Annotated in this window: 29 protein-coding genes; 5 read left to right on the top strand and 24 right to left on the bottom strand. The window is 41.3% G+C overall.

Annotation, left to right across the window (positions count from 1 at the left end; translation table 11 throughout):
* Position 1 precedes the first annotated feature (1 nt).
* The 23 genes from MXE38_RS04365 to MXE38_RS04255 all read right to left on the bottom strand — a co-directional run bounded on the left by MXE38_RS04365 (position 2) and on the right by MXE38_RS04255 (position 17,024).
* Entirely contained in the window at positions 2–448 is a 447-nt protein-coding gene (locus MXE38_RS04365; protein ID WP_246912302.1) for a lysozyme, read from the bottom strand.
* The gene (locus tag MXE38_RS04360) at positions 438–1,205 is read right to left on the bottom strand and encodes a hypothetical protein (RefSeq protein WP_246912300.1); all 768 of its coding nucleotides are present in this window, start codon (positions 1,203–1,205) and stop codon (positions 438–440) included. The genes MXE38_RS04365 and MXE38_RS04360 overlap by 11 nt, the downstream gene beginning before the upstream one ends.
* Positions 1,206–1,228: 23 nt before the next feature.
* Positions 1,229–1,573, bottom strand: a complete 345-nt coding sequence (locus tag MXE38_RS04355; RefSeq protein WP_246912298.1) for a phage holin family protein — start codon at positions 1,571–1,573, stop codon at positions 1,229–1,231.
* A gap of 339 nt (positions 1,574–1,912) precedes the next feature.
* The gene (locus MXE38_RS04350; RefSeq protein ID WP_246912293.1) at positions 1,913–2,764 is read right to left on the bottom strand and encodes a hypothetical protein; all 852 of its coding nucleotides are present in this window, start codon (positions 2,762–2,764) and stop codon (positions 1,913–1,915) included.
* 124 nt (positions 2,765–2,888) lie between these two features.
* The gene (locus tag MXE38_RS04345) at positions 2,889–5,087 is read right to left on the bottom strand and encodes a hypothetical protein (RefSeq protein WP_246912290.1); all 2,199 of its coding nucleotides are present in this window, start codon (positions 5,085–5,087) and stop codon (positions 2,889–2,891) included.
* A gap of 361 nt (positions 5,088–5,448) precedes the next feature.
* Positions 5,449–5,820 (bottom strand): hypothetical protein, encoded by a 372-nt coding sequence (locus MXE38_RS04340; protein WP_246912285.1) that lies wholly within the window; start codon positions 5,818–5,820, stop codon positions 5,449–5,451.
* Between the two features lie 81 nt (positions 5,821–5,901).
* Complete coding sequence (locus MXE38_RS04335; RefSeq protein WP_246912283.1) at positions 5,902–6,210, bottom strand: hypothetical protein; 309 nt, start codon at positions 6,208–6,210, stop codon at positions 5,902–5,904.
* Positions 6,211–6,213: 3 nt separating this feature from the next.
* Complete coding sequence (locus MXE38_RS04330) at positions 6,214–6,462, bottom strand: hypothetical protein (RefSeq protein WP_246912281.1); 249 nt, start codon at positions 6,460–6,462, stop codon at positions 6,214–6,216.
* A gap of 12 nt (positions 6,463–6,474) precedes the next feature.
* Entirely contained in the window at positions 6,475–6,825 is a 351-nt protein-coding gene (locus tag MXE38_RS04325; RefSeq protein ID WP_246912280.1) for a hypothetical protein, read from the bottom strand.
* Between the two features lie 179 nt (positions 6,826–7,004).
* A complete protein-coding gene (locus tag MXE38_RS04320) occupies positions 7,005–7,478 on the bottom strand; it encodes a hypothetical protein (protein WP_246912277.1) in 474 nt (157 codons plus the stop codon).
* 41 nt (positions 7,479–7,519) lie between these two features.
* The gene (locus tag MXE38_RS04315) at positions 7,520–8,152 is read right to left on the bottom strand and encodes a hypothetical protein (protein ID WP_246912274.1); all 633 of its coding nucleotides are present in this window, start codon (positions 8,150–8,152) and stop codon (positions 7,520–7,522) included.
* A 9-nt stretch (positions 8,153–8,161) separates the two neighbouring features.
* The gene (locus MXE38_RS04310; protein ID WP_246912272.1) at positions 8,162–8,671 is read right to left on the bottom strand and encodes a hypothetical protein; all 510 of its coding nucleotides are present in this window, start codon (positions 8,669–8,671) and stop codon (positions 8,162–8,164) included.
* Positions 8,672–8,703: 32 nt separating this feature from the next.
* Complete coding sequence (locus MXE38_RS04305) at positions 8,704–9,042, bottom strand: site-specific DNA-methyltransferase (protein WP_246912269.1); 339 nt, start codon at positions 9,040–9,042, stop codon at positions 8,704–8,706.
* Positions 8,994–9,443: a hypothetical protein gene (locus MXE38_RS04300; RefSeq protein ID WP_246912265.1), complete on the bottom strand. Its 450-nt coding sequence runs from the start codon at positions 9,441–9,443 to the stop codon at positions 8,994–8,996. The genes MXE38_RS04305 and MXE38_RS04300 overlap by 49 nt, the downstream gene beginning before the upstream one ends.
* A 2-nt stretch (positions 9,444–9,445) precedes the next feature.
* Positions 9,446–9,982, bottom strand: coding sequence for a hypothetical protein (locus MXE38_RS04295; RefSeq protein WP_246912262.1), 537 nt, complete (start codon positions 9,980–9,982; stop codon positions 9,446–9,448).
* 8 nt (positions 9,983–9,990) lie between these two features.
* Positions 9,991–10,290, bottom strand: coding sequence for a hypothetical protein (locus MXE38_RS04290; RefSeq protein ID WP_246912251.1), 300 nt, complete (start codon positions 10,288–10,290; stop codon positions 9,991–9,993).
* A 26-nt stretch (positions 10,291–10,316) separates the two neighbouring features.
* On the bottom strand, positions 10,317–10,796 hold the full coding sequence (locus MXE38_RS04285) for a hypothetical protein (RefSeq protein WP_246912243.1): 480 nt from the start codon (positions 10,794–10,796) through the stop codon (positions 10,317–10,319).
* Positions 10,797–10,818: 22 nt separating this feature from the next.
* Complete coding sequence (locus MXE38_RS04280) at positions 10,819–11,259, bottom strand: RusA family crossover junction endodeoxyribonuclease (protein ID WP_246912241.1); 441 nt, start codon at positions 11,257–11,259, stop codon at positions 10,819–10,821.
* Between the two features lie 132 nt (positions 11,260–11,391).
* On the bottom strand, positions 11,392–11,838 hold the full coding sequence (locus MXE38_RS04275; protein ID WP_246912239.1) for a hypothetical protein: 447 nt from the start codon (positions 11,836–11,838) through the stop codon (positions 11,392–11,394).
* A gap of 156 nt (positions 11,839–11,994) precedes the next feature.
* Positions 11,995–13,146, bottom strand: coding sequence for a hypothetical protein (locus MXE38_RS04270; protein ID WP_246912236.1), 1,152 nt, complete (start codon positions 13,144–13,146; stop codon positions 11,995–11,997).
* A gap of 287 nt (positions 13,147–13,433) precedes the next feature.
* Positions 13,434–15,308: a DnaB-like helicase C-terminal domain-containing protein gene (locus MXE38_RS04265; RefSeq protein ID WP_246912232.1), complete on the bottom strand. Its 1,875-nt coding sequence runs from the start codon at positions 15,306–15,308 to the stop codon at positions 13,434–13,436.
* A gap of 1 nt (position 15,309) precedes the next feature.
* Complete coding sequence (locus MXE38_RS04260) at positions 15,310–16,665, bottom strand: hypothetical protein (protein WP_246912229.1); 1,356 nt, start codon at positions 16,663–16,665, stop codon at positions 15,310–15,312.
* A complete protein-coding gene (locus MXE38_RS04255) occupies positions 16,650–17,024 on the bottom strand; it encodes a hypothetical protein (protein WP_246912227.1) in 375 nt (124 codons plus the stop codon). The genes MXE38_RS04260 and MXE38_RS04255 overlap by 16 nt, the downstream gene beginning before the upstream one ends.
* 344 nt (positions 17,025–17,368) lie before the next feature.
* Between MXE38_RS04255 and MXE38_RS04250 the strand changes: the two genes are divergently transcribed.
* The 5 genes from MXE38_RS04250 to MXE38_RS04230 all read left to right on the top strand — a co-directional run bounded on the left by MXE38_RS04250 (position 17,369) and on the right by MXE38_RS04230 (position 24,895).
* Complete coding sequence (locus MXE38_RS04250; RefSeq protein ID WP_246912225.1) at positions 17,369–18,697, top strand: helix-turn-helix domain-containing protein; 1,329 nt, start codon at positions 17,369–17,371, stop codon at positions 18,695–18,697.
* 458 nt (positions 18,698–19,155) lie between these two features.
* A complete protein-coding gene (locus MXE38_RS04245; protein ID WP_246912223.1) occupies positions 19,156–20,322 on the top strand; it encodes a lambda-exonuclease family protein in 1,167 nt (388 codons plus the stop codon).
* Between the two features lie 11 nt (positions 20,323–20,333).
* Entirely contained in the window at positions 20,334–21,623 is a 1,290-nt protein-coding gene (locus MXE38_RS04240) for a hypothetical protein (RefSeq protein ID WP_246912221.1), read from the top strand.
* Positions 21,624–21,639: 16 nt separating this feature from the next.
* Entirely contained in the window at positions 21,640–22,701 is a 1,062-nt protein-coding gene (locus MXE38_RS04235; RefSeq protein WP_246912219.1) for a hypothetical protein, read from the top strand.
* Between the two features lie 511 nt (positions 22,702–23,212).
* Positions 23,213–24,895, top strand: a complete 1,683-nt coding sequence (locus MXE38_RS04230; protein ID WP_246912216.1) for a DEAD/DEAH box helicase — start codon at positions 23,213–23,215, stop codon at positions 24,893–24,895.
* A 27-nt stretch (positions 24,896–24,922) separates the two neighbouring features.
* Here the strand turns inward: MXE38_RS04230 and MXE38_RS04225 are convergent, their stop codons facing one another.
* Positions 24,923–26,086 (bottom strand): integrase arm-type DNA-binding domain-containing protein, encoded by a 1,164-nt coding sequence (locus MXE38_RS04225; RefSeq protein WP_246912205.1) that lies wholly within the window; start codon positions 26,084–26,086, stop codon positions 24,923–24,925.
* Positions 26,087–26,306 lie beyond the last annotated feature (220 nt).

Below are 26,306 nucleotides of genomic sequence, written 5' to 3'. Positions count from 1 at the left end.
TTTAGCCCTCAAATAATTGCCTTTCTGCCTTTCGTCTTCGTGTTAAGCCTTCTAATGGTCTTAAATTACCTGCGGCATCTCGTGCTTTATTCCAGCGCTCAAACTCATTAGCAGCAGAGCCGTATTCGCCTAAGGTAATGAATCTAAGCAGAGTAGAGTTCTTAAAATTACCTATGCCAATGTTATAGGCTAGGCATACACAGGCATCAAACTGACCTTGCGATACGTTTAAACCCTCAAGCAACTTACTTACTTCTTTCTCAAAAATAAGCAAGTCACCTTTTAGCAGGTCGTCCGCATTGGCTTGAGTGATTTCCATTTCTGGAATAACGTCGGGGCCTGTATGGCCATAGCCAATAGTTAACACGCCAGCAGGGCACACATAAGCTTTTAACTCTAAGCCCTCGAACTCTTTAATTAAAGCTAATCCCTTTTCGCTAATATGCATTGTTTTGGTTGTCCTTTAAATAAGCAAATTTTGCTCTTACGTTTTGAGCCTCTTCTAAACCTTTAGCAATCCATGTTTTAATCAGCCCAAGATTTTCATAAGCAACTACGCTTGTTGTATTGCCTGAGCTGCAAAGCAAATTAACGCACTTATAACGGCTCTTATAGTAAGCACGTGTTTCTAGTTCTTTCTTAGTGAACTCTATGCCTTTAGGTGAAAAGCCAAAATTTAAAGAGCAAGCCTTAATAATAGGGCCGCCAGCGGAATCGCTGTAAGCTGCTGGGTTAATCTCTGGGTCAAACTGTTTTAAAGCCTGCTCAATATAAGCATCAGCACAGCCAAGATTAAAGCATATTGAAGTAGCAAGATTTACCGCCTCAATTGCTTTGGATTCAACGCCGTTTTGCTCAGCCTCTTTTACTAGAGCCAGCATCTTTGGCTGCTCTTTCTCTGCAAAGAAGCTCCACTTAATTGCCTCGCCTATAAGGTAAGGGAATTGCTTTAAAAGTTCGTATAGGTAGAAGTCTTGACTTGTTGCTAAAGTCTCATACTCGACCAAATCGGAAGGAGGCTCTACCCTTAAAAAGTCATCATCAAGCGGATTATTATCTACTTGCGGAGGCCACGACATATTAGGGTCAATGTTTTCTGCTTGATTTTCTGCTTGTTCGTTAATGCAAGTCTCATAGTTTGCTTGCTCAGCCTCATTAATATTATTTAGCGCCTCTAATTCCTCACTAGTCAACACGTCAGACATTATTTAAACCCTGTAAAAAGTAATTAACCATTCTTGCTCTTAGTCTTTTCCTGCTCTGGCATTTGTCCGCCTGTAAAGCGTCCTACTTGGAACTCTATCAAGCGCTTAATAACTGCATGAATAAAGCTAGTGCCAATAAAGCCCACGGCTACACCTATAGGCACCGCCCAAGCTGTCGCTATATGCCACATTGAGCGCACGCCCATAACTATAGAAGCTGCTATCATTGCGCACATAATTGATTCAGTTATCACCATAACAAAATCACGCCTATCAAAACGCATGCAACGCAAGAAAGCCATTAGAGCAGCCGCTATAGTGCCCACTAGCAAATAGCCTAACTCTGGATTTTCAAAAAATATTTGCATAGCTTATAAACGCAAAAAGCTCCCCGCCGTTAAGCAAAGGAGCTTTTAATATTTATCCAATTTCGACTTTAAATTTTTAATTAGGTATTTTTCTAAAAAAAATATATGATATCTGCAATCTATAAAACGGCTTATTTATGCAAGAAAACCGTGCTATAGACGCAATAATATCAAGTCAGCAAGTCAAGTATATAAAATTAAAATTCGGTTGTCAACACCTGATTTATATCAAATTATTTTAAGATGCAATTTTGGACAAGATTCAAACTTATCTATATGTTTTAATGCAAAAAAGGGGCTTTTACACCCCTTTAACATACTTCTTGCTATTTGTGGAGATTAATCTATTACAATCTTGCTTACTAGCAATTCTCTGCCTAGCTCATTCAAAGCATCAAGTTTTAACTTATCAGCCATATATAAGATTTGAGCAGGTGAAAACCATACATCACTAAAATCACTGGCAAGCTCATAAATAACCTGCTCCATTAGTAGACTTAGCTGCCTCCATTCTTGTATATAATACCAAGTGGAAGCATCGAACTCACTAGTATCGGCCTGTTCTAATAATCCGCTTAGCTGACTAACAACGTCTTTAACGTATTTGACCAAATCAGCGCCATAATAGCTAACCTCATTTAAGGCCTGCATTGGCTTTAATAAAAGCTCACGGCCTGATACATCATGTGCTAGTTTTAGCTTGCACTTAGTCAAAGATAATGGACGGTCAAAAGGGCTTAAGAAGTCAAAAGAAGCTAGTGGCAAGCGCACTTCATTAAAATCTTGCTCTCGATTAGCAATACTAACAACACCATTAGCAAAACGCACCTCACTAATTTGAGGCTGGCACAAGTCATAGAAATCGGCCTCAATATCATCAAAGACCATGCCGCCGTTTTCTAGCTCGAAATCGTCCATATGGACAATCTCAATATCAAAGCCATTATCTTTAGCTTCGTTCATGTCCTTGATGTCCTGCTCAGTCAATAAACAGTAATCATCAATACAGGCATGGCCGCCAATTACCTCGCCTTGCTTATTGCCTAAGAACTTGCCAGCATTAGGGCACAAAGCACCAATTACAGCCTTATCACTTAAAGGCTTTGCTGCTGCTTCAATAGTAATGCTTGGAACATAAAGAGCAGGCTGGTCAACAAAAGAGCTATTTGCGCTAACAAAGATTAAATCCATTTTACACCCCATAAAATCACAGTCGTTAAATAAGGGCCTCTAGCGTCCGTTTTAAGGCCCTATTTGATTGCGGGGTATGTTTGTACCCCTAACGTGCTTAAATCGCCTCTATGAGGCTGTACGACTAAGCAGCGTGCGCTTTATGGTCGTAATAAGGTGTAAAAATGTAATCTTGGGTTACTGGGTCTTGAGAATAACGCCAGTAATCATCCTGCACAAAGATGTAAAACATAGCTCTATAGAGCCTTAAGAAGCTGCTCAAACATTCACGCATCTTTGCTTCTGTGATTTTGAGCTTTGGAAGCATGTTAATACTAAGCTTAAGCAGCATATGAGCCACTTTGTCATAAGTGTAATCTTTGCCTAAACCTCCCTCAAAAGAGTTAAGCGGCACGTAAATATAATTGCCATTGTCGTATAGGCAATCCTTAAACATCTTTTTGATTTTGCGCTCAAAAGCCATGGCTAACTGATAAGCGCTATCGCCCGCCGCTCCATAGTTGCTAAATAAGATACTGGTATAGGCACTAATAAAGCCTAAAGTATTGAGCAGCGGGCCCTTCTCTCCGCCGTGACAAAGTGGAGTACTTAAAAAGGCCTGACTAAAATCAGCGTCAATCTTAACACCAGCGGCCTCACAAATCTTTGCAGCCTGACTAAAGCCTAGCTGTGTCCAGCTGTAAGAGTTATCGCCAGTCTTCACAAGAGCGCAATGCTCTTGCAGGTAATCACCCTTACAAACCCAATAACGCTCTTCATCGGTGGCAACAGGGCGATTAATCTTGCAAGTGTACTCACCTATCTTTTGCTCTTCGGCCTCAGTTAAGTAAGCCATGGCATCAAATTGAGCTTCTAAGTCTGCGGCCTTTTCGGCTGCGCTTTGCTTTGCTACTTCCTGCTTAACAGCCTCAACGGTCTTGCCCTCTAAAAGGTCGTTTAAGGTAGCAAAGTAGATATCTAAGAACTTAGCAGCATCGTCATAAGCGTCTTCATTTATGCCCAGATTGTCAGCCTCTGCCATAAGAGCGTTTAAAAGAACATACTTTAATGAGGCGCTCTTATTAACCACGTAATCAAGCGGATATAAGTCCCTTGCGGCCTCCATGTAATCGCCTGTATAGTGGTTATAGGCTCTTACCTTGATGCGCTCGCTAGTGGTGCCGTGCTTAAAGCCTTGATAGCGCTGGTCGGTGCTGATATTAAAAGAAACGCCCTCAACATACTGCTTGCCCGCCTCTGTAGCTAAGTTGTCACGGATATATACCAAGAACTTGCAGATAAGATTAGTTAGATTGAACTCATAGCCGTCTTTAAGCTTGTAAACCTCAAAGAAGCCCAATACGTTAACTAGCGGCTTGTCTGCTGCTAATAGCGCATCGTTGTTAGGCTCTTCGATAGCCTCGGCCTCAACTTGCACGCCCTTAGCTTGCTCACATTGAGCCTTTAAAGCTAATCGACACTCAGGGGCAATAGTGAAATAACGGGTAATTACACGGCCATGGCCTAAGTAAGCATGCTTAGCGATAATTTCACCATACTTGCCAGTCTCTTCGGCCTCAACTACAGCCAAATCACTAGCCTTAGCTACAGCTTGAGAAAGAGCAGAGATAGTAAAAGCATCTTTAGCCACATAGACATAACGAACAGATAAAGCGCGGCAATATGCATCACGCAAGGCCTTAGCAGCCTCTACAAGCTTGGCATCATATTTAACAGGCTTTTGAGCCTCGCTCTTTGGAGCCTCGTTAGTGGCAATATCCTTTTGAGCCTGCTCAGCAACAGGCTTAACTAAACCGTAAGAACATAAAATAGCATCGGCCTGAGCAGCATCAATGCGACCGTTAGATAAGAAGTTAGCGATAATTGCAAAACCCTTGAAAGCCTTAGCCATGTCAAACTTATTAGCATTGTCGGCAATGGTCTTAGCAATCACGTTTAAAATGCGGTCAACATTAGGCTTTGTAAAGGCCACATAGTCGTTTTTGCTTTCCCCCTCGAATAAAGAGCGGCGAATCTCTTTAGCTTCTAATGCAGCTAAATAGGCTTTAATAAAAGCGCCGCAAGCAGCCCTAAAATTAAACAGGTCAGAATTGTTGGATTCAACAATAGCGTCTGATAGGGTGTTTTTGCCTGCTGCAATGTCATCAAAAACAGCTGGATTGCAAGTCGCAAGGCCTGCAAGGAAAACAACACGAACGGTGCTTATAGCAAGCTTGTTGTTGGTCTCGCAATGTACAAAGACATCATCTAGACGGGTTTGAGTGATAAGGGAAGATACAGCAGTATCAGAAGGGAATACTTGAGAAAGGATATTTTTAGCCATTTTCGGGCTCCTATTTTCATTTTCTATTGCAACCCGTTTTCTAGGCGGGCCGGTTAGGTACTAGAAAAACCCTGAAAATAGGAAAGGGCGACGCTTATTCAATATATTCACGTCATACCTAACCATAACGCTTTACAGCGATATGCTAGGGACTTCTTTTTAGCCTTAGTCTAGGCTCTATTTTCTTAAAGGATTTTCTAGATCCATGCTTTTGTTGTTTTCTAGGCAACTAAGCATGATTGAATTAAAAACCATTTAAGCAAAGAAGTCAAGAACTTTTTAAAGTTTTGTGCTCTGCTTAACGGTTTTGAGCGCAACACTTTAAAAGCTGCATTGCGCTCTATTATACCAGATTAACCACTTATAAATCAAAGATATAAGTACGCTCAACTTCATTAGATTTTAGGTTAATTACGTCAGCCTTTTCGCTATTTAGCAAAATCATTTTGCCATTAAACAGCAGCGGCAAATCTCTGGTATCACAGTCCAAAGCATCCGCTACTTTATGGACTATAGGACTTGCATTGCGGGCAAACTTCTTACACACTCTACCCAGCTGGCTATCTTTCAGTTTCATGAAAGTGATGTTAATCATACTGGTTGCATCATTAGCCTTTAGTGAATAGACATAAATCCTATCTATTACTAGCTCCTCGCTATAGCAGTTATCAATAAAAGTCGTAATAGCGCACCCTGATTTGTCCCTGCGCAATTCCTTAACCTCACTTGCCATTGTTAGCCTCCTGCTCTAAGTAACGCTTAATAGCTTCCAAAACCGCATCAATACCTGTAACGGGCTGGCCATTAGAAGTGCTCATTTGCCTAATAGGCCTTTTTGTAACATTTGCCACTTGCTAGATTCCTTTTTAATGGCCGTGTCCAAGTCTATTAACTCACTACTTAAAAATAAGACCTGCTCACTAGCGCTAATAGGGTTCATCCCCTTGTTAAGAGCTTCTTTAAACTCTTTTAGCCTGAGCCTCATTTTAAAAATACGGCCCCTGCTGTATTCAGTCTTAGCTTTTGCGGCTATTTCGTTTAAGAAGTCGCTCATTGATTGAGTGGTAAAAGCAGCAACCTCGCCACTTGTTTGAGCAGGTTCATCAAACTTATTTGCGCTCATTAGCTAACTCCAAAACGAATCACTAGAAACCCATTCCCCGTCAGTAATCCAGTTATAGGGGTGTGACATTTCCTCGTAATGCTCTAAAAATTCCTCTACAGCATCCAAGATATTAGCCTCTGGGCTCATGGCATTTAAACTTATTGCCTCAGCCTCATAACGCTTAGTAACTAACTCTTCTTTTAAGTCAGTGATTAATGGCTCTAAAGCCTCGACCTTGTAATAAAGGTCATCAACGTTTAAGTTTGACATGCTAGCAACTCCTTATATCAAGCCGTATGCTTTAAGCAGCATTAGCTTGCTTTCTAAAATAACTTGAAACTGCGCTTTAATGCTAGCCTCAAGCCCGTCGCTTTCTAAAGCTTTACGCAAGCCTTTTGCCCTGTATCTAACTTCATTAGTTTCGCCCATACGCTCAATCAGCAGGCATGCTAATCTAGCTAGATATCCGTTCACATACCAACGACAAGCCCCGCTTGCCTCCCTTATTTGCCTGCTGCCTATAGCATCATCACTAAAGAGCGCCCGCTTCTTTAAATACTTGTCATAAAGGTCTTTAAAGGCATAATGCTCTTTATCATCCATAGGCAACTGCTTAACCTCTGTAGCAGCCATATTAGAAGGCTCTTGATAAATGGCTGCTATCAAATCAGCTAAAGCAAATAAAGGCTTGTCGCTACTAAAATCAACACTAAACCGAAAACATACATCACGATATGAGGCAATAAACCAATCATGTGTAACGGGCTTAATCTTTAGCCCTTCCTTGTCCTTAGTGCTAGGTTTTCTGCCTCTCATTTAAGTTTTTCCTTAAGCGCTATATCGGCCAAGACCTGAAAGAGAACTCCAATGCCTGATGATGTCTGGGCGGTGTAAAGCCAAGGCCGCATATAACGTGTATAATTATTGGGCCCCTCAAAATTGACACGATCCAATTTAATCCAGTCCTGAAGGTCTTTCTCGATGCTTTTGCCTTTTTTAGGACTAGCTTTAATAAAAAGATATTCCCCATCGTCGTTAGCAAAAAGCGTGTTCTTGTCGTGCTTTTCAGAGCCCCAGCCATCTTTATACTCAATCCCATCATGTTCAAGGTAAGGCAAAACAAGGCCGAAAGCGTTTCTTGCTGTGCAATACTCCTTACCATGTTCAACGCATTCCCGTATGCCGTTTAAATTGATGCGGTAATAGCGGTTATCAGCGTTAAGCTTTAAAAAATCCCTTGTAGCGAAATATGCTAAAAAATTTTCAACACGTTCTAATAAAGACATATAGCTCCCCTTAATTAGTTGTTCGTTGCTAGGCTTTAGGCCTAATAATCCATTTCGATTGCGACATCGTCAGGAACGCACGGGCCAGGGTTATCAAAATGGTTAATTACTGTTGCCTCGATGCGCTCGCTCTCTGCTTTGTTTGGAGCTTTGAAGAACAGATAATAACCCCCGTTACTTTCAAAGTCGGTATCCCTGTCATACTGTTCACATCCATGGCCCCAAATAGCTTTAAGCTTATGAGTGTCAGCCAAATAGCAAGCTATTTCTTTGCATGCTGATTCAAGGTCGTCAATTTCAACTCCAACAGGCGGCCATTGGCAACAAGTAATCACTGCAAAGATATCTAGTCGATAATAGTCCGAATTTGCATTGAGCCATAAAAATTCATTTCCTATCATCTCGCACACACAATGCTTTATAAATCTGCCTTCTTCCATATCAGAGCCTCGTATATAAGCACATAGAGAGCCGTCATCTAAACGCCTAAAATCTAAGTCACAATCACAAAACGGCCTAAACCAGTCGCTTTCTATAATTCTAAGAACCTGACGCAACCAATCAACAGCCGCATATTCTGGACATTCCCCAAAAATATCAGAAAGCCGTTGGCGTATAGCAGTTACATTTATTCGATAGTCCATACAATCGAAATATTCATAAATAGAACACATAAACCCCCCTTAACTTGTTTGCTGCTCGGTAAAGCTCGCTTTAAAGCGCTCTTTAGCTTTTTCGTGGTCATTTCTATCAATATAGAAAATTAAAGTCTTAGCTTCATAAGAGTAAAGGCCTTTCAGTCTATGGCGCATAAGGTAGCAAGTATCCTCGCCGCAAAGTCTGCTAATAAACTCAGCAATCTGGCCCACATACTTGCTACTTTCCGCGCCTAAACAACCGTCATAAGCATAGCTTACGCAATCATCCAAGTACTTAGCTTCCCATAACGGGGCTTGAGTGTCGGTATCAGGTCTATAACCTCGAATATAGATAACTTTATTTTCCTCATCCAAAAAGAAGTGAACTTTATCTCCCATAATGGCTAAAGCTTTAGGGATATCCAAATAAACCTCTATTGCGTCAAAAGGTCTCTTTGAAGGAACTGGAACGGAGAGAGTTAAATCTAGATAGCAGTCAGCTAAACAAGGGAAATAGCGTCCGTTTAAAATCTTAAATTCGTTCTTGGTTGTCATTAACTTTGCCTCTTAGTAATTAATCTAGCGGCCTATAAGGCGCTTGCGCTCTCAATGCGCTTAGCTGCAATGTCAAAGAAGTGCATATCCAGTTCAAAGCCTATAAAGCTTCTTTTGGTGTTCACAGCAGCCAAACCAGTTGAGCCGCTGCCCATACAAAAATCTAAGACTGTTTGTCCCTCAGTGGTATAAGTCTTAATGAGGTGCTCTAATAGCGGTACAGGCTTTTCACTTTGATGTAGTTTCTTAGTGTTATGCACCGCATCAAAGTTAAGAACGTCCTTAGGGCTTCTTGTGCCGTCTCGCCCGTCCCAGTCAACTCTTACATCTCCGTGATAAGTCCGTTGCCCATATTGCCTAATGCCCCCCATATCTGACCACACGTGGGATGACCTGTAGACCGTTGCGGATAATATGCGCACTGCTTTGGGTAAAAGATATTGATTTCCTCATACATACGCATTGGCATACGGCCCGCATTTAGGTGGCCTGAGGGTAAATTCTTTACCCAGACATACTTATAGCGAAAATCCTTTAAGTTGCTTGCTACCAGTTCAAAAGTAAACTTAGAAGAGCTAAATAAGGCTATCGCCCCTTTAGGTGCTAGCACCCGTTTTAATTCAGGCCACAGAGCAGACCAATTTAGCGGCTTATCCCACTTATTCCCTGCTGCTGTAATGCCATAGGGCGGGTCTGATAAGATTAGATTTACGCTATGGTCAGGAACTTCTTTTAGCAGCTGCTGCGCATCACCTTGCTTTAAATCAATCATGGTTAAATCACTGCTGGGGCGGTAACACAGAGAAATTCAAGCTCACTAGTCTTAGTCTTGAATACGTACTTGCCTGTATCAATGTATGAAACATTAAAATTAATAGCGCTAGCCTTAGTCTCGCTTAAAGCTGCCTTTAGAAAAGTAGTCATATCAGAGAGCATGCTAAAGCTTAGTAAGTTGGTATCAGGAATAGCTATAGACGTATTGTCGTCTAAGAACTTGTTTAAAAAATTAATTGCCTCTGATGCCCAGTTATGCTCATCACAGCGCAACCCGCCTAGGCTTAAGTCAACCATATCGCCGCATTCTGGCAATGCTACCTCAATGGTTTTGCAGATAATGCCCTTAATTGCACTCGCATCAATTTGCTTCGGTAATGAGTTGCCATTAAAAGCCATAAATAAACATTGAGAGCCAGACGGCATAAAAAATAGATAGCCCTCGGATTCGTTAACATACAGGGTTTTAAAATGCTGTTGATAGTTCTTCTTGGTGCTAGAAACAAATTGCTTTAGTAGCTTCTTTGGTACTTTCATTGGTCGCCTTAATAAATTGGTCTGTCAAAATTCCAAAAGGTCACGGGATAATCTTGTAAGCTTTGCACTACTCCCTTAATCTGGTCGTTAGGCATTTTCTTAGCGGGCAAAACAAACAAGCGATAAATACCGCCGATTGTGTAAAGCAGAGCCATACCGCCATATTGCTCGCAAGTGTACTTAATGGAATCTAAGACAGAGTGCAAAGAAGTGATGTCTTTACTTTCGTCGTCTAAGGTAAATTCAATACAAGCCCCGTTGCGTCTTAGCTTTAATGCGTGTGAATAAAATGAAGGCATTGATATCATGATGTACACCTTACTTTAGGCTTTGGTTAGGCAAACAAATCAGGGTATTTAGCTTCTATCTGCTCAGCAGGTAGCCATTCAATCCCCTTATCATCACAAAAGGCTTTAATTGCCTGTAAAAGCTCTTTACTAGGCTCGCCATTGCTGACCTTAACAAATACAAATACATGCTCTTTGCTAAGGATTATTTTTATACCGTTCGTAACAGGGTGGCTAACTCCAAACTTTTCGCACAGCTCAATAACGTGATACTGCTCTAGCAGCTCCTCGTTATAGAGCTTTGGAGCGCCTCTATAAGGAAAGAGCTCGATAAATTCCACATTATGGCGACCATCTTGTAATAGGTCAGGGTCGCTTAGTCCATACATGCCGCCAACAAGAAACTCTTTATTACAAAGCCCCTTAATGGTTACGTAAAGGTTCATGCCTCCCAAGCCAGCGCTTACAGAAGATATTTTGTAATCTTTATTCTTGCGCAAAGCTGGACCAAATACACGCTTCTTCATTTAGTAAATTCCTAAAACCTGCTTAGCAGTCCTTAGCTAAGGATTCCATAATTTGAGATAGGTTTGCTTGCACTGCGTCCAAGCCGTCGCTATCCATGTCATTTAGTCGATATAGCTCAATCTCGACTTTGTCCCCGTGCTCTTTGTCTACCTTGTCACGATAGGTAAAAGCACAATAAATTAGGCTGTCGTCAGCAATAGCTCCGCCTTGAGTTAAAGCATCGTTTACACACTTCACAACGTTATCGTAATCACGTCGCCTATTGTTCTTGTAAACAAGCTTGATAACAGTCATTACAGGCTTATCTATTGGAGCTGCTCCGCATAGCTGGGCTTTAACACTCCAGCTGGCGTTTTCTTTCCATTGCCTGTATTTAGGGCTATTAATCATGCGGCCTTTTATAGGCATAAGCCTAGTATTTCCACTGGGTGGAAGGTCTAAGATAATCTTCTTTGCTGCCATGGTTGCTCTCAAGAAAAGGCCTACCAAACCCTAATCTAGATAGGCCATTATCGAAAATGTTATTATAGCGTAAGTAATTATACTATATTTTCGATAAAAAAGGACGCAAAAAGCCGCATTTTATTGACTTTGTCACATATCTAAAAGTTTTAGCAAAGAACGTCTTATTAGTTCCTGAAAAGACTCTCTTGCTTTAGTGCATGATGACAAGAAACAGCCTTTTTTGTACTTGAGTTGCTTTCTTAAAAGCTTCTCTTTTTCGTCCCTTTCTTCTTTTGCGCTAATTGGAACTAAAAAATAAAGCTCAAAAGCTAAGTATTTAGTTTGGTTCTTATTGTTGCTCTTTAAGTTGGAGATAACTTTATCTATAGCCATAAGCACCGCTTCTGGGTCTAGAAAGCAAAAATAGTTACTTAGCGCAACCTGCTTAGCTCCAGTAAAAGTAATTGGCATTACTCCTGACCTTGCCCATGTGGAAAAGTTAAACAAAAACGCCTCAAAATCATAATAACGCCCGCCCACGCTCTTATTAGTGGCAATGATTTGCAATGCCTGCTTATCATGTTCTCTTAGCTTCATATTATCCCCTTAAATTGCCTGTAATTTATACCCAGAATATGGCTTATTTACTAGAGTTGCAAGACTTATTTGAGTATAATATAAAGACAACAATGTTGGTTATATAAAGGATTGTCGTTAGTTGCGTGGTTGCAAGAAAGACAATCCTTTTTCCTTTTATGGACGGATAGAAGTTAAGTCCCACATCATTTGTTGAAGGCTGAGCTTGTCTGCTTCATTAAAATCAACATCACACAAAATACAATACTTGTTTCTTAGCCTTTTTCTATACTCTTCTACTAGGCTCTCAAAGACACAGCATTGATTTAGCACCAAGCGATAATCATTACTTGAAATCATACTTTGGTACCTCTTGCACAGATTTACCCGCCAATCATTAGGCAATATACTCAAAACCGAATCGCCATAAAACAAGTAATTGATACACTCTAAACCGTCGTGCATGCCTAAAGCCTTGTAAATTGTTGTCGTGCCCATAAGACTATCCCAATCAGCTTTGAGCGATAAAAAATCATTAGTTTGCTTATCCATAGCAAGCTCTCTTGCAAAATAAAAAATACTAGACAATACAAGCATCTCATAAAAGCTATCTCGTACAGGTTTGCCGTTACTGTCAACATAATCATGATGCTTTAAAAGGTTGTTATAGAAAAATTCCACGCCTCCAACATCTAAAAAGGTAATGATAGGGAGCTTAGCTAAAGAGTTAGGAGCGGCAATGTGCTTTGTATTTCCATAGTTTGAGTAAATCTTAAAATCAATCACATTGCCAGAAGTATCTACTATAGGGCTATGCATACCGAACACAGTGCTAACATGGCGCTTAATCTCAAGTTCCTGCTTGCTGTTATTGTCCTGAGGGTTAAAAGCAGTCAAGCCAAGCTTAGCAGGTAGTGTTCTAGTTCCATAAGTGGGTTTTAAGTGTTTAAAAAACACCTTGCCGCCCTTGCCTCCAGAGCAAGTAAAATACTGGTCTGGCTGAATGCCTACGACAAAAGGCAAGACTTCTATAAAATCCCTCATTAGAGCAGGGTCATTAAAGTCACAATCAAATGCTATTACATCGCTATCCTTTAAACGCAAATTGATTGAATTGGCCTTGCCTTGTTGGAAGTCGTTATAGGCCTGCTGGATTAGCTCTTCTCTGCTCTTGGTTGACCACTGAGCAACCTTAGGGCTTTTGAATTGAGAGCCGATTACAGTCCAGCCTTGCTCATAAAGTGATAGAGCAGTTTGCATAGTGTCATAGCAAAAGTAGCTCATAGCTGTTTGTAGGTCGGTGTTCTTGTAAATCTCTGATAGTTTCATGATGAAGCCTTTTGAGGGAAATTTATAAAAATTAAAGAAGGCTGGTACCTATCTTAATATTCTTATATTCTTAATATCTTATATACTCTTATTATTCTTATAAGAGCGCCTATCTAAGGGCCGCATATAATTCAGGGTTTAAACATGTTAAAGCCGCCAAACTGTCGGGGCCTTGGCGGGGCCTTGGCGGTTTAATAGGGGTGCAAATGGCGGGGTTATGGCGGCTTATTTAGCTAAATGTCACCCCTTTTTTCTTGCCACAATGTCACCCCTATAAATCGCCTTTATTACGCTGCAAAATCAAAGCGTGATCCCTTAGTTCTGTTCACGCTAAAAGGCGATTCTGTTACCTCGCCAAAACGTGACTTTAGAACACTTAAACGCAGATCTAAGCTTTGGCTATTGCCGTTATTTTGAGCGCTGTCATCAATAGGCACTTTAAACAAAGCCATTACTGCTGAGGAATCATTAACTACAGCAGTAGAGCCCGCAATATCGTATAGATTAGGGTCTGTATTGCTTCCCTGCTTGCGATTAGGGTTATTAAGCTGAGCTAAGATTAAGATAGGGCACTGATACTCAGTAGCTGCTTTAGTTAAGTTCTCCATAACGTTCTTAATCTTTTCAAAGTTAGGAGTATTGTGCGTTACGTTGTTACTTGCATTTTGAATAATCTGCAAATAGTCAACAACAACCAAATCATAAGGCGAATCTTGAGAGCCAGCCGCAATAGCATCAATAATTTGCCTATCACTCATGCCGCCTAATTTGCTGCCCAAAATAGTTAAGTGGCCATGAGTATTAAAGAAGTGATCTATCTTTTGGAACTCATCACCAAAGCTATTTACATTTAAGCCATTCATAACTTGATGCTGGTCTTGTAGGGCTATAGCGGTTTGGTCTTGGTTATAGAGATGCCTAAAATCTTCTATAGTGTGCTGGGACTGGTTTTGGGCCAATCGGTCTGATAACTGACTTGGAGACATCTCAGCACTAAAGAACAATACCCGCCCTTTATTCTCTAAAACACGACGAACAGCATCAACACCAAACCACGTCTTACCAACGCCCGAATGAGCTGCTAAGATAGTGGTGCCGCCTCGGTGATAGCCTCTAATTTTTTGGTCAATTAAAGGGTATCCAGTTGACACAAACACAGAATTAACTTGAGACGGGTCAACCTGCTTTGTGATGCTCTCTTTAGCAGTGCTAGCAATTTGAGATGATTCTAATTTAATAATCTTAGGGTCTAAGGACACATTCAAAGAAGTAAGCTCAGCAATGGCTTTCTTAGTATCATCTCGTGCACTTCTAGCATCATTGCGCAAGCTATTAGTTAGAGCAGCGTGCGCAACGTCTTTAGCCTTTTGATACATAACCAATTGAAAAGAGCGGGTAATAGCTGTTTCAAAGTGAAAAGCCGCCTCAGCTGGGGAAGTAAGCCCCGTAAATTCATCGCTATTAGCGTCAACGTTGCAAAGGTCGTACAACTCTTTACTAGAGAAATTTTTAACGTTCTTTTCACCCCATGTAACGAACTTGCGATCGTCATAATCATCAGGGCTAATAAGTGATAGATAATCGCTTAAAGCCTGAAAATAAGTGCGTGCAGGGAAAGGAATAAAACTAATAACATCACTATAAGAGCGAACAAACTCGACACGGTCATTAAAGTAAATATGTGATTTAAAAGCCCAGAAATCAAGAACATGATTTAGACCACTAACAACCTTGTTACTAGCAACTAAAAGCGGGTCAAAATCGTTGCTTGCCTGCTCTTTTGCAGTATTAACAACCTTAGTAATAAGGCTTGCTTTAAGTGGGTCTAAGTCAGCCTGATAAGGGTTTTTATAATTGTTTTCCTTGTTATAGGTTGGCTTATAGCCGCCGCCTTTAGCCTCGGTTATGAGCCAGCCAATATTAACGCCATCACGCTGCTTAGAGCTGTTATAGAAAGCATAGCGCTCTTGATTCAGGTCAACAGCCTTGCGTTTGCCATAAGAGCTAGCCCAGTTTTGGCAAATAGCAAACACTGAGGAATCATTAGGATAAGCACGACCGCAAGCAATGAAAGTCTTATACCAAGTATCATAGTTAGCAGGGCTAATGTGGTTAAGAATCTCTCTTAATTCATCGTAAGAAGGAACAGAATCAAAGCTCATTTTAAGGCTCCATTGCTTGTAATGATGCTAGGTAGTTAGGGACTTGATTAAAGAAAGGGAAATACGGGGCCATATCAGCAGAGAGTTTAAGAAGTTCGCTCTTGTATGGTTCACGCATATAAGACCTAATTAGCACTGCTGTAGCTTTATTGCAGCTCCATTCGTCTATGCACTCGTTAAGCTTAGCAATGCGATTCATGCCTACAAGGGTACGAAATTGAATTAAAGGCCAGCTAATGCGGGGGATAAAATAAGGCTCTTCATAGCTTAACAAGCCCTTATCTAAATTAGGGCCCCAAACAGTCTCAAGCCACAATGGATCTACTTGCATGTATGAGGTAGAAGAATTGATATAGCTTTGCTTTCTTGAGTAGTCATAGAAGCGTGCACAAAAACTATTAAAGCAACGATTAGCAGCAACTTCGTTATTAAGCAGTTTTACTAACTCATTACGAATACAAACAAAAGCGTAATCTAAGATAAAGCCTTCTGCTGGGCTAAAAGTGTTGCAAATACGTTTAGCAAGTGGAATAGTGCCGCTTTCGGTTTGATAGCAGCCCTCTAAGCAGGCAAATAAAGGCCCTCTTTGGTATTGATACCAGAGCTCTAAGAAGTTACTGCCAAATGGGTCAAATTCATCTTGCCTAATAAAGCAATCATGTAAGCCTACAGTTAACTCAATGGCCATGGACATGATAAAGAACTCTTTTAAGAAAGGCATAAAGTGCTTATTACGCCAGCAAAAGCCCGTAAAATCTGGGTACATTGTTATGATATCGTCCATTTGGGCATTAATAGGCTTAAGCCATTGCTTTAAAGGCTCAAAATCGAACTTCCAAGAATGACGCTTGCCAAAAGGGCGTAAATCAAGCTTGCTAGAAGCCATAAGCTCACTTAAGTCAATTTGCCACATATTAGAGCGCAGGCTCTCTAAGAGCGGCTCATTTTCATAGGTTTGATATGGCTTGTTAGGCCTAAGCATAAATTTAGGCAACCCATAACCACAGTTTGCTAAATGCTCGTATAAGCTAATATTAGGGCGGGCCATAGTATTTGATTGAGCGGTGTTTGTTGGATTAGCTAAAACAGCGTCAAAGGTTAAAGCAACGGTGCGCTGCTGGTTGCCGCCTGAGCTGTCTCTATAAATATACCCAGCCTGTTCTAATTGGCTAAAGCCTCGCATTACTGAACGGTCAGATAAACCAAGCTCAGTCATAACAACATTAGTGCCGTAAGTAATAGGGGCTGTTGTTCCATTAGCTAAGAACGCAATACGGCATAAAAGCTTAAAAGCAGTATTGTTAATGCCTTGATAGCGTGTTTGGTCAAGTGGTAAAAGCTCTAAATTGTTTTGCATAGCTGAGCCCCTTTCTTGCTGCTGTAAACTACAGGAGTTTGGCAAAGAGAAATTAAACGAACATAACGGCCTCTATGTCTACTTAAAGCATAACCGCGTGAAAGCTCAATAAGTTTAAATTTTTTCAGATTAGAAAAAGCTCTTTCAATAGAACGGGAAGGGAAATTAAATTCCTGCTTTCCTTGTTCATTGGTATAGTCGCATTGCTTTTCGCCGTTATTGGTTAGTACTGCTAAACGTGCTAATAAAACAAATTCCATATTAGAAAGGAAATGATAGTATTCGCCGTCAAGATTCATTAAAGCTGGGGATTTTTTGCTAGATTTAGCAAATGGTGAGAAAGTTCTAGAAATGGCCATAAATATGCCTCTTTAGCGTGGTTTTAATTGCAAAGAAAGCCTAGGCACCTTATAATTTATAAGGCGGCATAGCTTTTTTCATGAAAATCTTGCTTCTTGCCTCTTAAAGCAAAAGCATAGTGTTCATGTTGGTTATTATGGTTTTATGTCTATGTCGCTTCTTTATCTAAAAGTACTCTTTATTAAGAGAATTTAGAATGTATTTGCGATAAAAGACAGGTTAGTTATAACGTGTTTTTTTATTAAAAGCAAGTTCATTGTTAAAATTGTATTTATTTGTAAGCAGCATAACCACATTATATTTTTGCTACAAATACAGCCATATCCATTAAGGAGACCACGCTATGGCTAAAGAAAACAGCGCTTTTTATAGTGGAAGTGAGCGCCTTCCTCCCCCTCCATTTCCAACGCCTCAAAACGGTGCTGAAGCAAAACAAAATTTAGTGTTCTTCCGTGATAATTCGCCGTTTACTCAGGAAGATATGGCGAAAAAATTAGGGGTTGCATTGTCTACTTATGGCACATGGGAATCTAATTTAGATAGCCAAGAAAAGGCAATTACGCCGCAATACATCGCTAAAGCCGCTCAAATTCTTAATTGCGACCCTAATTTAATTAATCCTGCTTGCCCTTTATTGTATAAAGACAGATACAACAAATACCCGCCAATAAAATCAGGTCAGGATATTTTGTTTTGCAACGAAGAGCCTAAAACAGCTAAAGAAGCAGGCGGAAATTTAAACTACTTTCTAACAATTTCGCCCTATTCTAATAAATCACTAGCAGAAAAATGCGGGTTTTCTGAGAGCACTATAACCAAATGGAAGAGCGGTATTAATTTAAATGAGATTAGGGCTTATAAGGTTGCGGCGGTTTTAGGGTGCCCCGTTGAGTTGATTTATATCCAGCGACAAGAAACGCCGATTAAAGCCTTAAAACAAGAAGACTTGCATTTGCATGCCGTTCCAACTTCTTTAAGGCATTTAAAAGAGAATCTTGCTTATCATTTGGCTAATAGTGGTTTATCTGTTCAAGATTTGGCCAATAAAGTTGATATGCCTGCATACAAGCTAAGAAATATCTTAGACTTTGATACAGGTGTGTTTTTAACCTCAGAGCAGTCGCACGCTATAGCTAGCGTTTTAGGTTTTAATGCAAAAGATATCCTTATTAGCAGCATACATGTAAAAGCCAAGGACAAGAAAGAGCACTCATTTAAATCTAATGTTATAGAGTTCTTTAAAATCCCTGCTGATAGCTTTCTTTTTAAGACCAGTATTATTAACTTTGCAAGCGGGGGTAAAGCTTGCGATATGTCTCCAAGCCAATGCGGCGAAACAATAGCTTCTAGTATGTCATTAAATCAAGATTCAGACTTGCACGGCGTGTGCGTTATTGGTGATAGCATGTTTAATTACGAAACAGGCAAGGGCATACAAAGCGGCTTTACTGTGATAGTGGACGCAAGCAAGAAAGACGTTGAGCAAGTTATAGGCAAGGTTGTTTGTATTAGGTTAGACGGCGATGAAATGATAGTAAAGCGTCTTAAGAGAAAGAACGGCGTTTTATATGCCTGTAGCGACAACCCAGCTTATGAGCCGCAGCAGTTAGCATTGCCTGAGAATGCAGAGCTAATGGGCGAATGCGTGGGTATGTTCTCTTTTTCTATTTAATTAAAGGCCAGATATAAGCCTATAAATAAAAAGCGCCTTAATTCCTGCCATATCTCTATACAGCGAAGAATTAAAGCGCCCCACTTCTTAAATATTTTCATATATTTATATTATGGCATAAAAGTAATCTTTGCAAGATTATTGACAATTTTCTACTAAATTTTTGATAAATTTTTGATAAATTTCAAAGCGCCGCAACCCCTTATAAATAAAGGCTTTGAGCCCAATTTTTTATTTCTTATTATCGAAAAACCTAACAAAACTCTTAAAAAATTACTTGCTATTCGATAAATTTAAGCCTACACTTCTTAGCACCAAGATAACCAACTTTAGGTAACGCTATGTATAAATGGCCCTATTTGATAAGGCGGCTTGTGTTAAGTCTTTTAAACATGGCCTTAGTCTTATCTGTATTTTTACTAATTGCAGGGCTTTGCAATTTAGTGGAGGCAATTTAAATGAATGCTAATTCAATTCTCTTATCTGATTGCGGGTATGTCAGATATTTCAATGAGCCTAAATATCAAAGGCTACATATGGAGCGTTTAGCTAGTTTGCGTGATGCTAGAAACGCTGTTGCTGCTCAGTTAGAGCAGGCTTGCCGTGACGAGCCTTTTGGAGTGGAAGCAAAGCAGCTCCAAGAAAAATTGTGGCATTTAGCCCGCCGTGCTGGTATTTCAGGTTCAAATGCTGCCGTAACAATGGGCATTAGTCCGTATAAGTCCAAATTGCAGCTCTTTAATGAGTTAAGTGGACGTGTTGAGCCAGAGCCAGTTAACAATAACTTTGTTGAGTGGGGTCATCGTTTGGAGGGTGCTGTAGCAGCTAAGTATGCAGACTTCCACGGCGTGCACGTCCTAGAAATGGACACGTTCGAAAGTCCTATCTTTCCTTTTATGACGGCCTCAGTCGACCGCTTTATTACTGACGACCAAGGCAACGCAACCGCTGTGCTAGAGATTAAAACTGCTGGCTTTAATAGAAAGGTCGTTCTTGACGGTGAGGAAGAGAGACTATGGGGCCGTGGCTGCTCTTATATTCCAGTAATTGACCAGCACGGCAAGATATCCCAGCAGTGCACAGAGATAGACAGCACTTGCCCGCCTTGGTATATAGCGCAAGTGCTCCATTATATGGTTGCATCTGGAGTGCATGAGGGTCGTTTAGCGGTGCTTATTGGCGGAAATGATTATCGTGATTATGTGGTGCCTTTTAGTGAAGAGACTGCTGGGGCGCTGATTATGGCGGAAGATGAGTTCTATTGCAAGCACGTATTAGACGATATTGAGCCGCCTTTGAACGCAAAGGAGCTTAGGAGCATTACTCCAGTGGCTAAGAGCAAAGTGGAGGCAACCGCCGAAATTGAGGAGGCTGTAGCTTCTATTAAAGAGCTTGATTTGCAGGAAAAGGCCATTAACTCACGTAAGGAAGAGCTAAAAGCCCGTGTTATGGAGTACATGGGGGACAAAGAGGCTTTAACTTATGGCAATTCAACTCTAGCCACTTTTGGAGAGCAAAAGGGCCGTACCACAGTCGATAGCAAAGCTCTTAAAGAGCAAGAGCCAGAGCTATTTAAGAAGTTCAGTAAGACTGGCGCAAATTTCCGTGTATTTAAGCTTAAGTAAGGAGTTCCACAATGATTCAGTACACAGTCCCAGAATTTAAGCAAATGCAGCAGCACAAGCCTTGCAACGTACCAACAGGCGTTATTTTGCCTATACAGCCTAATCCAAGTTCAATGGCCGCAGACCCTAGCAAGATGCAGGTAATGCAGCAGCAAGCATATAGCGCCCCTGCATATCCGCAGCCAGCCCAGCAGGTGCCAGCAATGCCGCAGGGCGTGGCTATAGCAGCGCAACAAGCTGAGTATCAAGCCAGCGCTGAGCAGTCTCATATGCAGCAATTGGCTAGCCTCACACAGCAGCTTATGGAGCGCCAATCAGTCCAAGAGCAAGCTAAGGAAATACAGCAGGCCCCAGTAATGCATAGTGCGCCCGCACCAACTCCAGCGCCCGCACCTGCTCCAATGCGTGAAAGCATGCCAGTGCAAGCACCTGCTCAAACACAGCCGCAGACCATGCCAGCAAGTGAGCCAGTAGTCGCTTCTAAGGTCAGCAACGCAGCAAATAGCGATAAGTTTGTAAGTCAGTTTAAGAATGGCTTTGTAAGCTTGCCAGAGAGCATAGAAGAGTGTCAGGCTTTTGCAAAGTACATTAGCGCATCTCCGCTAGTTCCAGCTTGCATTAGAAACAAGCCAGAGGCTGTTTATATGCTCTTAGCCAGAGCAGTAGCTAATGGTATTTCATGGGCCAATATGTTTAGCACCTTGTTTGTGATAGGTGATAAGAATGGCAATGTAACGGTTGGCATGTATGTCAAAGCTAAAGCCGCAATGTGCCAGAGTAAGGGCCAGTGGGAAGTAAGCATCGACTTCCAAACAGGTGACGCAACAGCTAAGGGCAAACGCTATGATTCGGGCCAAGAAATAAGCGTAACTTATAGCGCTTATGAGGCCAGCTTAACAGGCAAATTAAAGCGTGATGCTAATGGCGCTATTTTGGGCAATGGCGTATGGGGTGCGCATTGGCCTGACATGATGAAAAATAGAGCTTTGGGCCGTCTTTTAGATGCTTTGTTCCCTGATATTGTGGGTGGTTTTGTCTCTAAAGAAGATTACGATGATCATCTTTATGCTGAGCAATTGCAAGCTGAGCAGGCCGAACAGTCAGAGGCCGCTAATAATGCAGCTAAAGCTATTGCTAAAGTTCGTAAGAGCCGCAGCAAGGCTAAAGCCAATGATAACGAACAGGCAACCAATGGGGCTGAATCTGCTAATACTGAGCAAGCAATAACGCCATTAAGTGACTTGCCTATTATTGAAGATGATTCTGCTTTAGAGCCTTCTGTATCTAATCCTTTAGCCTAATTTGGAGTGCATTATTATGGAAAACATTAACGCCTACTTAGCAAACACCACTCAAGCCGATATTGCTGCTTCTGACAATCAGCAGCCTTTTATCAATGCTAAGGACTTGCCACTAGTAACTAACCAAGGCATTTATAAGGCTAAGGTAATTGATGCTTATTTAAACGATTATAACGGACAATTAAAGATGTCCTTAAATCTCTTTGCAGAGCTGGAGGGCCGTCCAGAGCATAAAGGCCTGCTTAAGCTTTATATTCATGTGTTCTATACCCCAGAAGGCGGGAAGCCTGAAATAGCAAGGCACTTTATTAACGTCTTAAGCGCCTGCAAGTGCTTTGATGAACATGGTAGACCATGGGCTAATCAGGTTGAAAAGAAGGCTAATAATGGCGATACTTTCACAGTGGTTGAGAACATGCTAGATAAGAGCTTCTATGTCGCTATTGCTCATAGAGAATCCAACGGCAAGAGCTATTTAAACCCTGTAGCCTTCTTTGATGTTAATAAGCGCTCACCTGCTGAGGCGCTTGCCAATAAAGAGCCTTTTTATATTACTAAGTTTGCTTACTTGGTACCTGAGGGTAAGCCGCTAAAGCAGCAGGAGGCCCGTGTAAATCCAGCTAATACAGGTTTTGCAATGCCAATGGCTCCAAGTATTGCACCAGCATCGCAGCCTGTTCAGTTTGGTCAGCAACAGCCAGCAACTTATCAATCAATCCAGCAGCCAGCATCAATGCCTGCATCTGCTCCAATGCAGCAACCAACAACCCCAGCAATGCAAGGCTTTAATAACGTACCTGCAAACGGCGGTGCTAGTCCATGGGGCGCACCTCCAATGATGCCGCCAGCAGGTCAGGGCTTTAATGCTGGTCAGTTTGGAGGCTATAGCCCAGCTGCTCCAATACCTCAGCAGCAACCAATGGCACAGCCATCCCCAGCGCCTCAGCATGCCGCCACTGTTCAGCCAGTGCAATCACCTGCCGCAGCTGCTCAAATGCAGCAAAGAGAAATTGCTTATATGGCTAATCAGAATGTTGCGGGCAATGCACCTGAATCAGGTGAAGACATTCCGTTTTAATTCCTAAATTGACTATCCTTACTTTAAAGGGGGGTTTTTACCCCCTGTTTGTGGCAATAAGGTGATATATGCGCATTGTGCGATTTGGGCTAATGTTCGAATCAAAGCGGGCATTAGCAGAAGTTTTAGGAGTTAATCCAATCTATAGGCCACGGGTGCGCAAAGGAGTGGCTACTAAGCCTAGCCAGAACTTAACAGAGCGGGACATTATGCAACGTTTTGGGCTGACCTCAAAGAGTGAGGCAAAAAAGTGGCTTAAAGCTAAGGTAATGGAGGCAAAAGCTAATGATGCTTGTCTTAACAACTAAGCAGGTTTGCAAAAGGTTTAAAATAAGCCGTATGACGCTATATAGGTGGCGTAAAGAGTATCGCGACTTCCCCAAGCCTGTATTTGGGCGTGGATGTTATTTAAAATTTGATGCTCAACAGGTTTCGGACTGGTATCACAAGCGCATACAGCAGGCAAGCCAAACAGATATAGGAGCATAAGGGCTTAAGCTCTTTTAGTATTATGAGCAATCAAATTATATTACGTGATTACCAGCAGCACACAGTGCAATCAGTAATCGAATATTTTAGCACTAATAGGGACGTTAATAAGAACCCTTTAGCAGTGCTTCCAACGGGTGCGGGTAAGAGCATTATTGCGGCTGAAATATGTCGCTTTTTCATGCAATACGATGATATGAAAGTAATGCTTCTTACTCATAGCTCTGAACTAGTCAAACAGAATGCCCAGAAGATTAACCTGCTTCGTAATAACTTTTCATTAGGCGTATATGCATCAAAGCTAGGCAAAAAGGACAGAATGCAGCGTGTAATCTGTGGTACTGTGCAAAGTGTTTATAAAGCTTTAGCTAAGAATCCATACGCTTTTGGAAGTCGACGCTTGCTAATCATTGATGAGGCTCATTTGCTCAGTGATAAAGATAGCAGCATGTACCAGCAGGCTATTAAGGCTTTAAGAATTGCAGACCCTAAAATGCGGGTATTTGGCATGAGCGCAACGCCATATCGTTTAGATTGTGGTCTATTGACTGAGCAAGATAACGCCATTTTTACTGATATTTGTATTGATGTTAATGAGCAAATACCAGAGTTTATTAAGAGGGGTTATCTTGCTCCATTAGTTACCTTGCCTAGCCCTATTGAGTTTGACTTCTCTAAAGCTAAGATAACAGCTGGCGACTATAACAAGGCCGCAGCAGAGCGCATTTTAGATGATGATGATAGGCTAAATCAAGCTTGCGATTTAATGGTAGCTAATGGTAAAGACCGCAAGGCTTGGATTGTCTTTGCTAGCGGCGTGTCAATCTCTAACAAGATAGTTGGTATGCTAAATCAGCGTGGCATTAAAACAGCTGCTGTAAATAGCAAGCAAAGCAAGGCCGAAAACGACAAGGCTATATCAGACTACAAAGCAGGGGCTTTGCAATGTTTGGTATCTGCTAACCAGCTAACAACGGGCTTTGATGTGCCTAAAATCGATTTTATAGGCATGTTGAGGCCTACTATATCGCCTTCTTTGCATGTTCAAATGTTGGGCCGTGGTATGCGTGTAGCTGAGGGTAAAGTAGATTGCTTGGTATTGGATTTTGTACGTAACTTTAGCAGGTTAGGCCCTGTTAATAACGTGAAAATACCAGAGAAAAAGCAACCTAGGGTAACCAAGCGCAAAGAGCCTTTAGAGGGGGTATCAGGTGAGTTAAAAGAATGCCCTTATTGTCATGATGAAATGCCTAAATACGCAAAAGAATGCCCTCATTGTGGCGGCTTGGTATTAGGATTAGAAGACATTGATTTGCATGATTTGTCTAGCGGCGTGGCTATTGATTACAGCAGTGATTTTAAGCTAGATAAGGTGGATACAAAGCTATCAACTGTATTGAATATGGTTGCCTCGCCTCATAAGGCCGTTAGTGGCAAGAACTGCATTAAAGTGTCTTTTTCCTATAGAAAGTACAATCAAAATAGAGTACTTAGGGCCGACACCTATTTAAACTTTGATTATGAGGGCGTGCCAGCTCGATTAGCTTGTAAGATGTGGGAAAGTTTAAAAGGGGCATGGCCTCCGCCTAAAAGCACTATGGAGGCCATTAATAGGTTAGGTGAGTTGAAACAGCCTAAAGCTATTGAGGTAATTAAGCGCAATACAACTCAAAAGTTTGATAAGATAAAGCGCATAGAATATTAATAAAAGGGTCGCAATATGCGGCCTTTTTTATTGGAAGAATTGAGGCAAGTAAGGCCTTGCACACTTCTCAACATAATCGCCCCATGCCTGCATAATAACACGGCGCTGCTTTAGGTAGTCTGAACGCTGGTAAGCCTGTTGAGTGGCATTTTCAACCCTGTGGGCTAAACACATCTCAGCAGCAGCAAAGTTAAAATCTTGGTCAGCAAACCAAGTGCGTGCAAGTGAGCGCATGCCGTGGGGGGTTATTATTGGGGTTAACTTCATCATTCGAAAGGCAACATTTACCCTATAGGTTAGGTCAAGGTCTGAACTGTTCCTTGCTGCCACCAAATCGCACTTGCAAAAGTTGTTAATAATGTAAGCAAGTTGCTTGCAAATAGGTACGTTATGAGGCCTTTTGGCTTTCATTACAGAATCAGGCAAGCATATCAGGCTGTCTTCGTGGTCAATCCAGCCTTTTTTAATTGACTGTATTTCATGTGTGCGCAACAAAGTTAGCATGCCTAGAAAAAGCAAATAGCAGTAATACTCTTTACTTCTTGACTTGCATTGGCTTGCAATGGCAAATACTTCAGGTAATTGTTCGTAATGTGTTGACCGAAAATGCTCGCCATAATAAGGCTTAAGGGTTTTTGAGACAAATTGCAGTTTAGGCACTTCTATAAGGCCTAAAGCATTAGCGTAAAGCTCAACGGCTGCAATTGTTTTTACGACAATAAGAGCTACTGTTGGGGCTGTTAGAGCTATTTTATCAGCCAACTGCTTAACTTCTAAAGGGCCAATGCTATCTATCATGCGGTTCTTGAATGATTCAAGATGATTTGCTACATTGGCATACTTCTTTAAAGTGTTCTTTCTTAAGAAGTCTTTACTTGTCAGCCAGTCTTGGAATAGCTCTAAAAAGGTCATACTTGTTTTAGGGGCAACATAGCAACGGGCATCAATAAACTTAGCAGCCTCAATAGAAGCCTGTTCACGTGCTTGCTTTAATGACATAGCAGGGTATTCACCTAAAATAACCTGATTGGCTTTGCCCTGACTGCTTTTGCGCAAAACCCATTGCATGCGGCCATTAGGGTACACCTTAATATTAAGACCGTCCCCGTCACTTTTAAGGTAAGATGATGCTTTTGGCTTAAGAGCCTTAAGCGCTAGGTCTGTAAGTTTAGGCATTAGATTAATCTCCATAATTTATTAGATTATAATCTTGTACCTATCTTGTACCTAGACAGTGATTCAAGATTTTACACTGTGATACACCGTGTTACACTATGATACGCTAAAAGCGTTAAAAAGCTTGATATAGCGTGGTTCTATAAATATTAACACTAGGATAAATTGGCGAATATATAGCTGTTAGCAAACCCGATATGATTTCTTTACAAGATTTAACTATTATGCGTGGCAC

Origin of the sequence: Anaerobiospirillum sp. NML120448 (assembly GCF_023050945.1) — a bacterium.
Taxonomy (GTDB): Bacteria; Pseudomonadota; Gammaproteobacteria; order Enterobacterales; family Succinivibrionaceae; genus Anaerobiospirillum.
The sequence above is the reverse complement of the archived record's forward strand: the minus strand, read 5'-3'. Positions and strand labels throughout refer to the sequence as shown.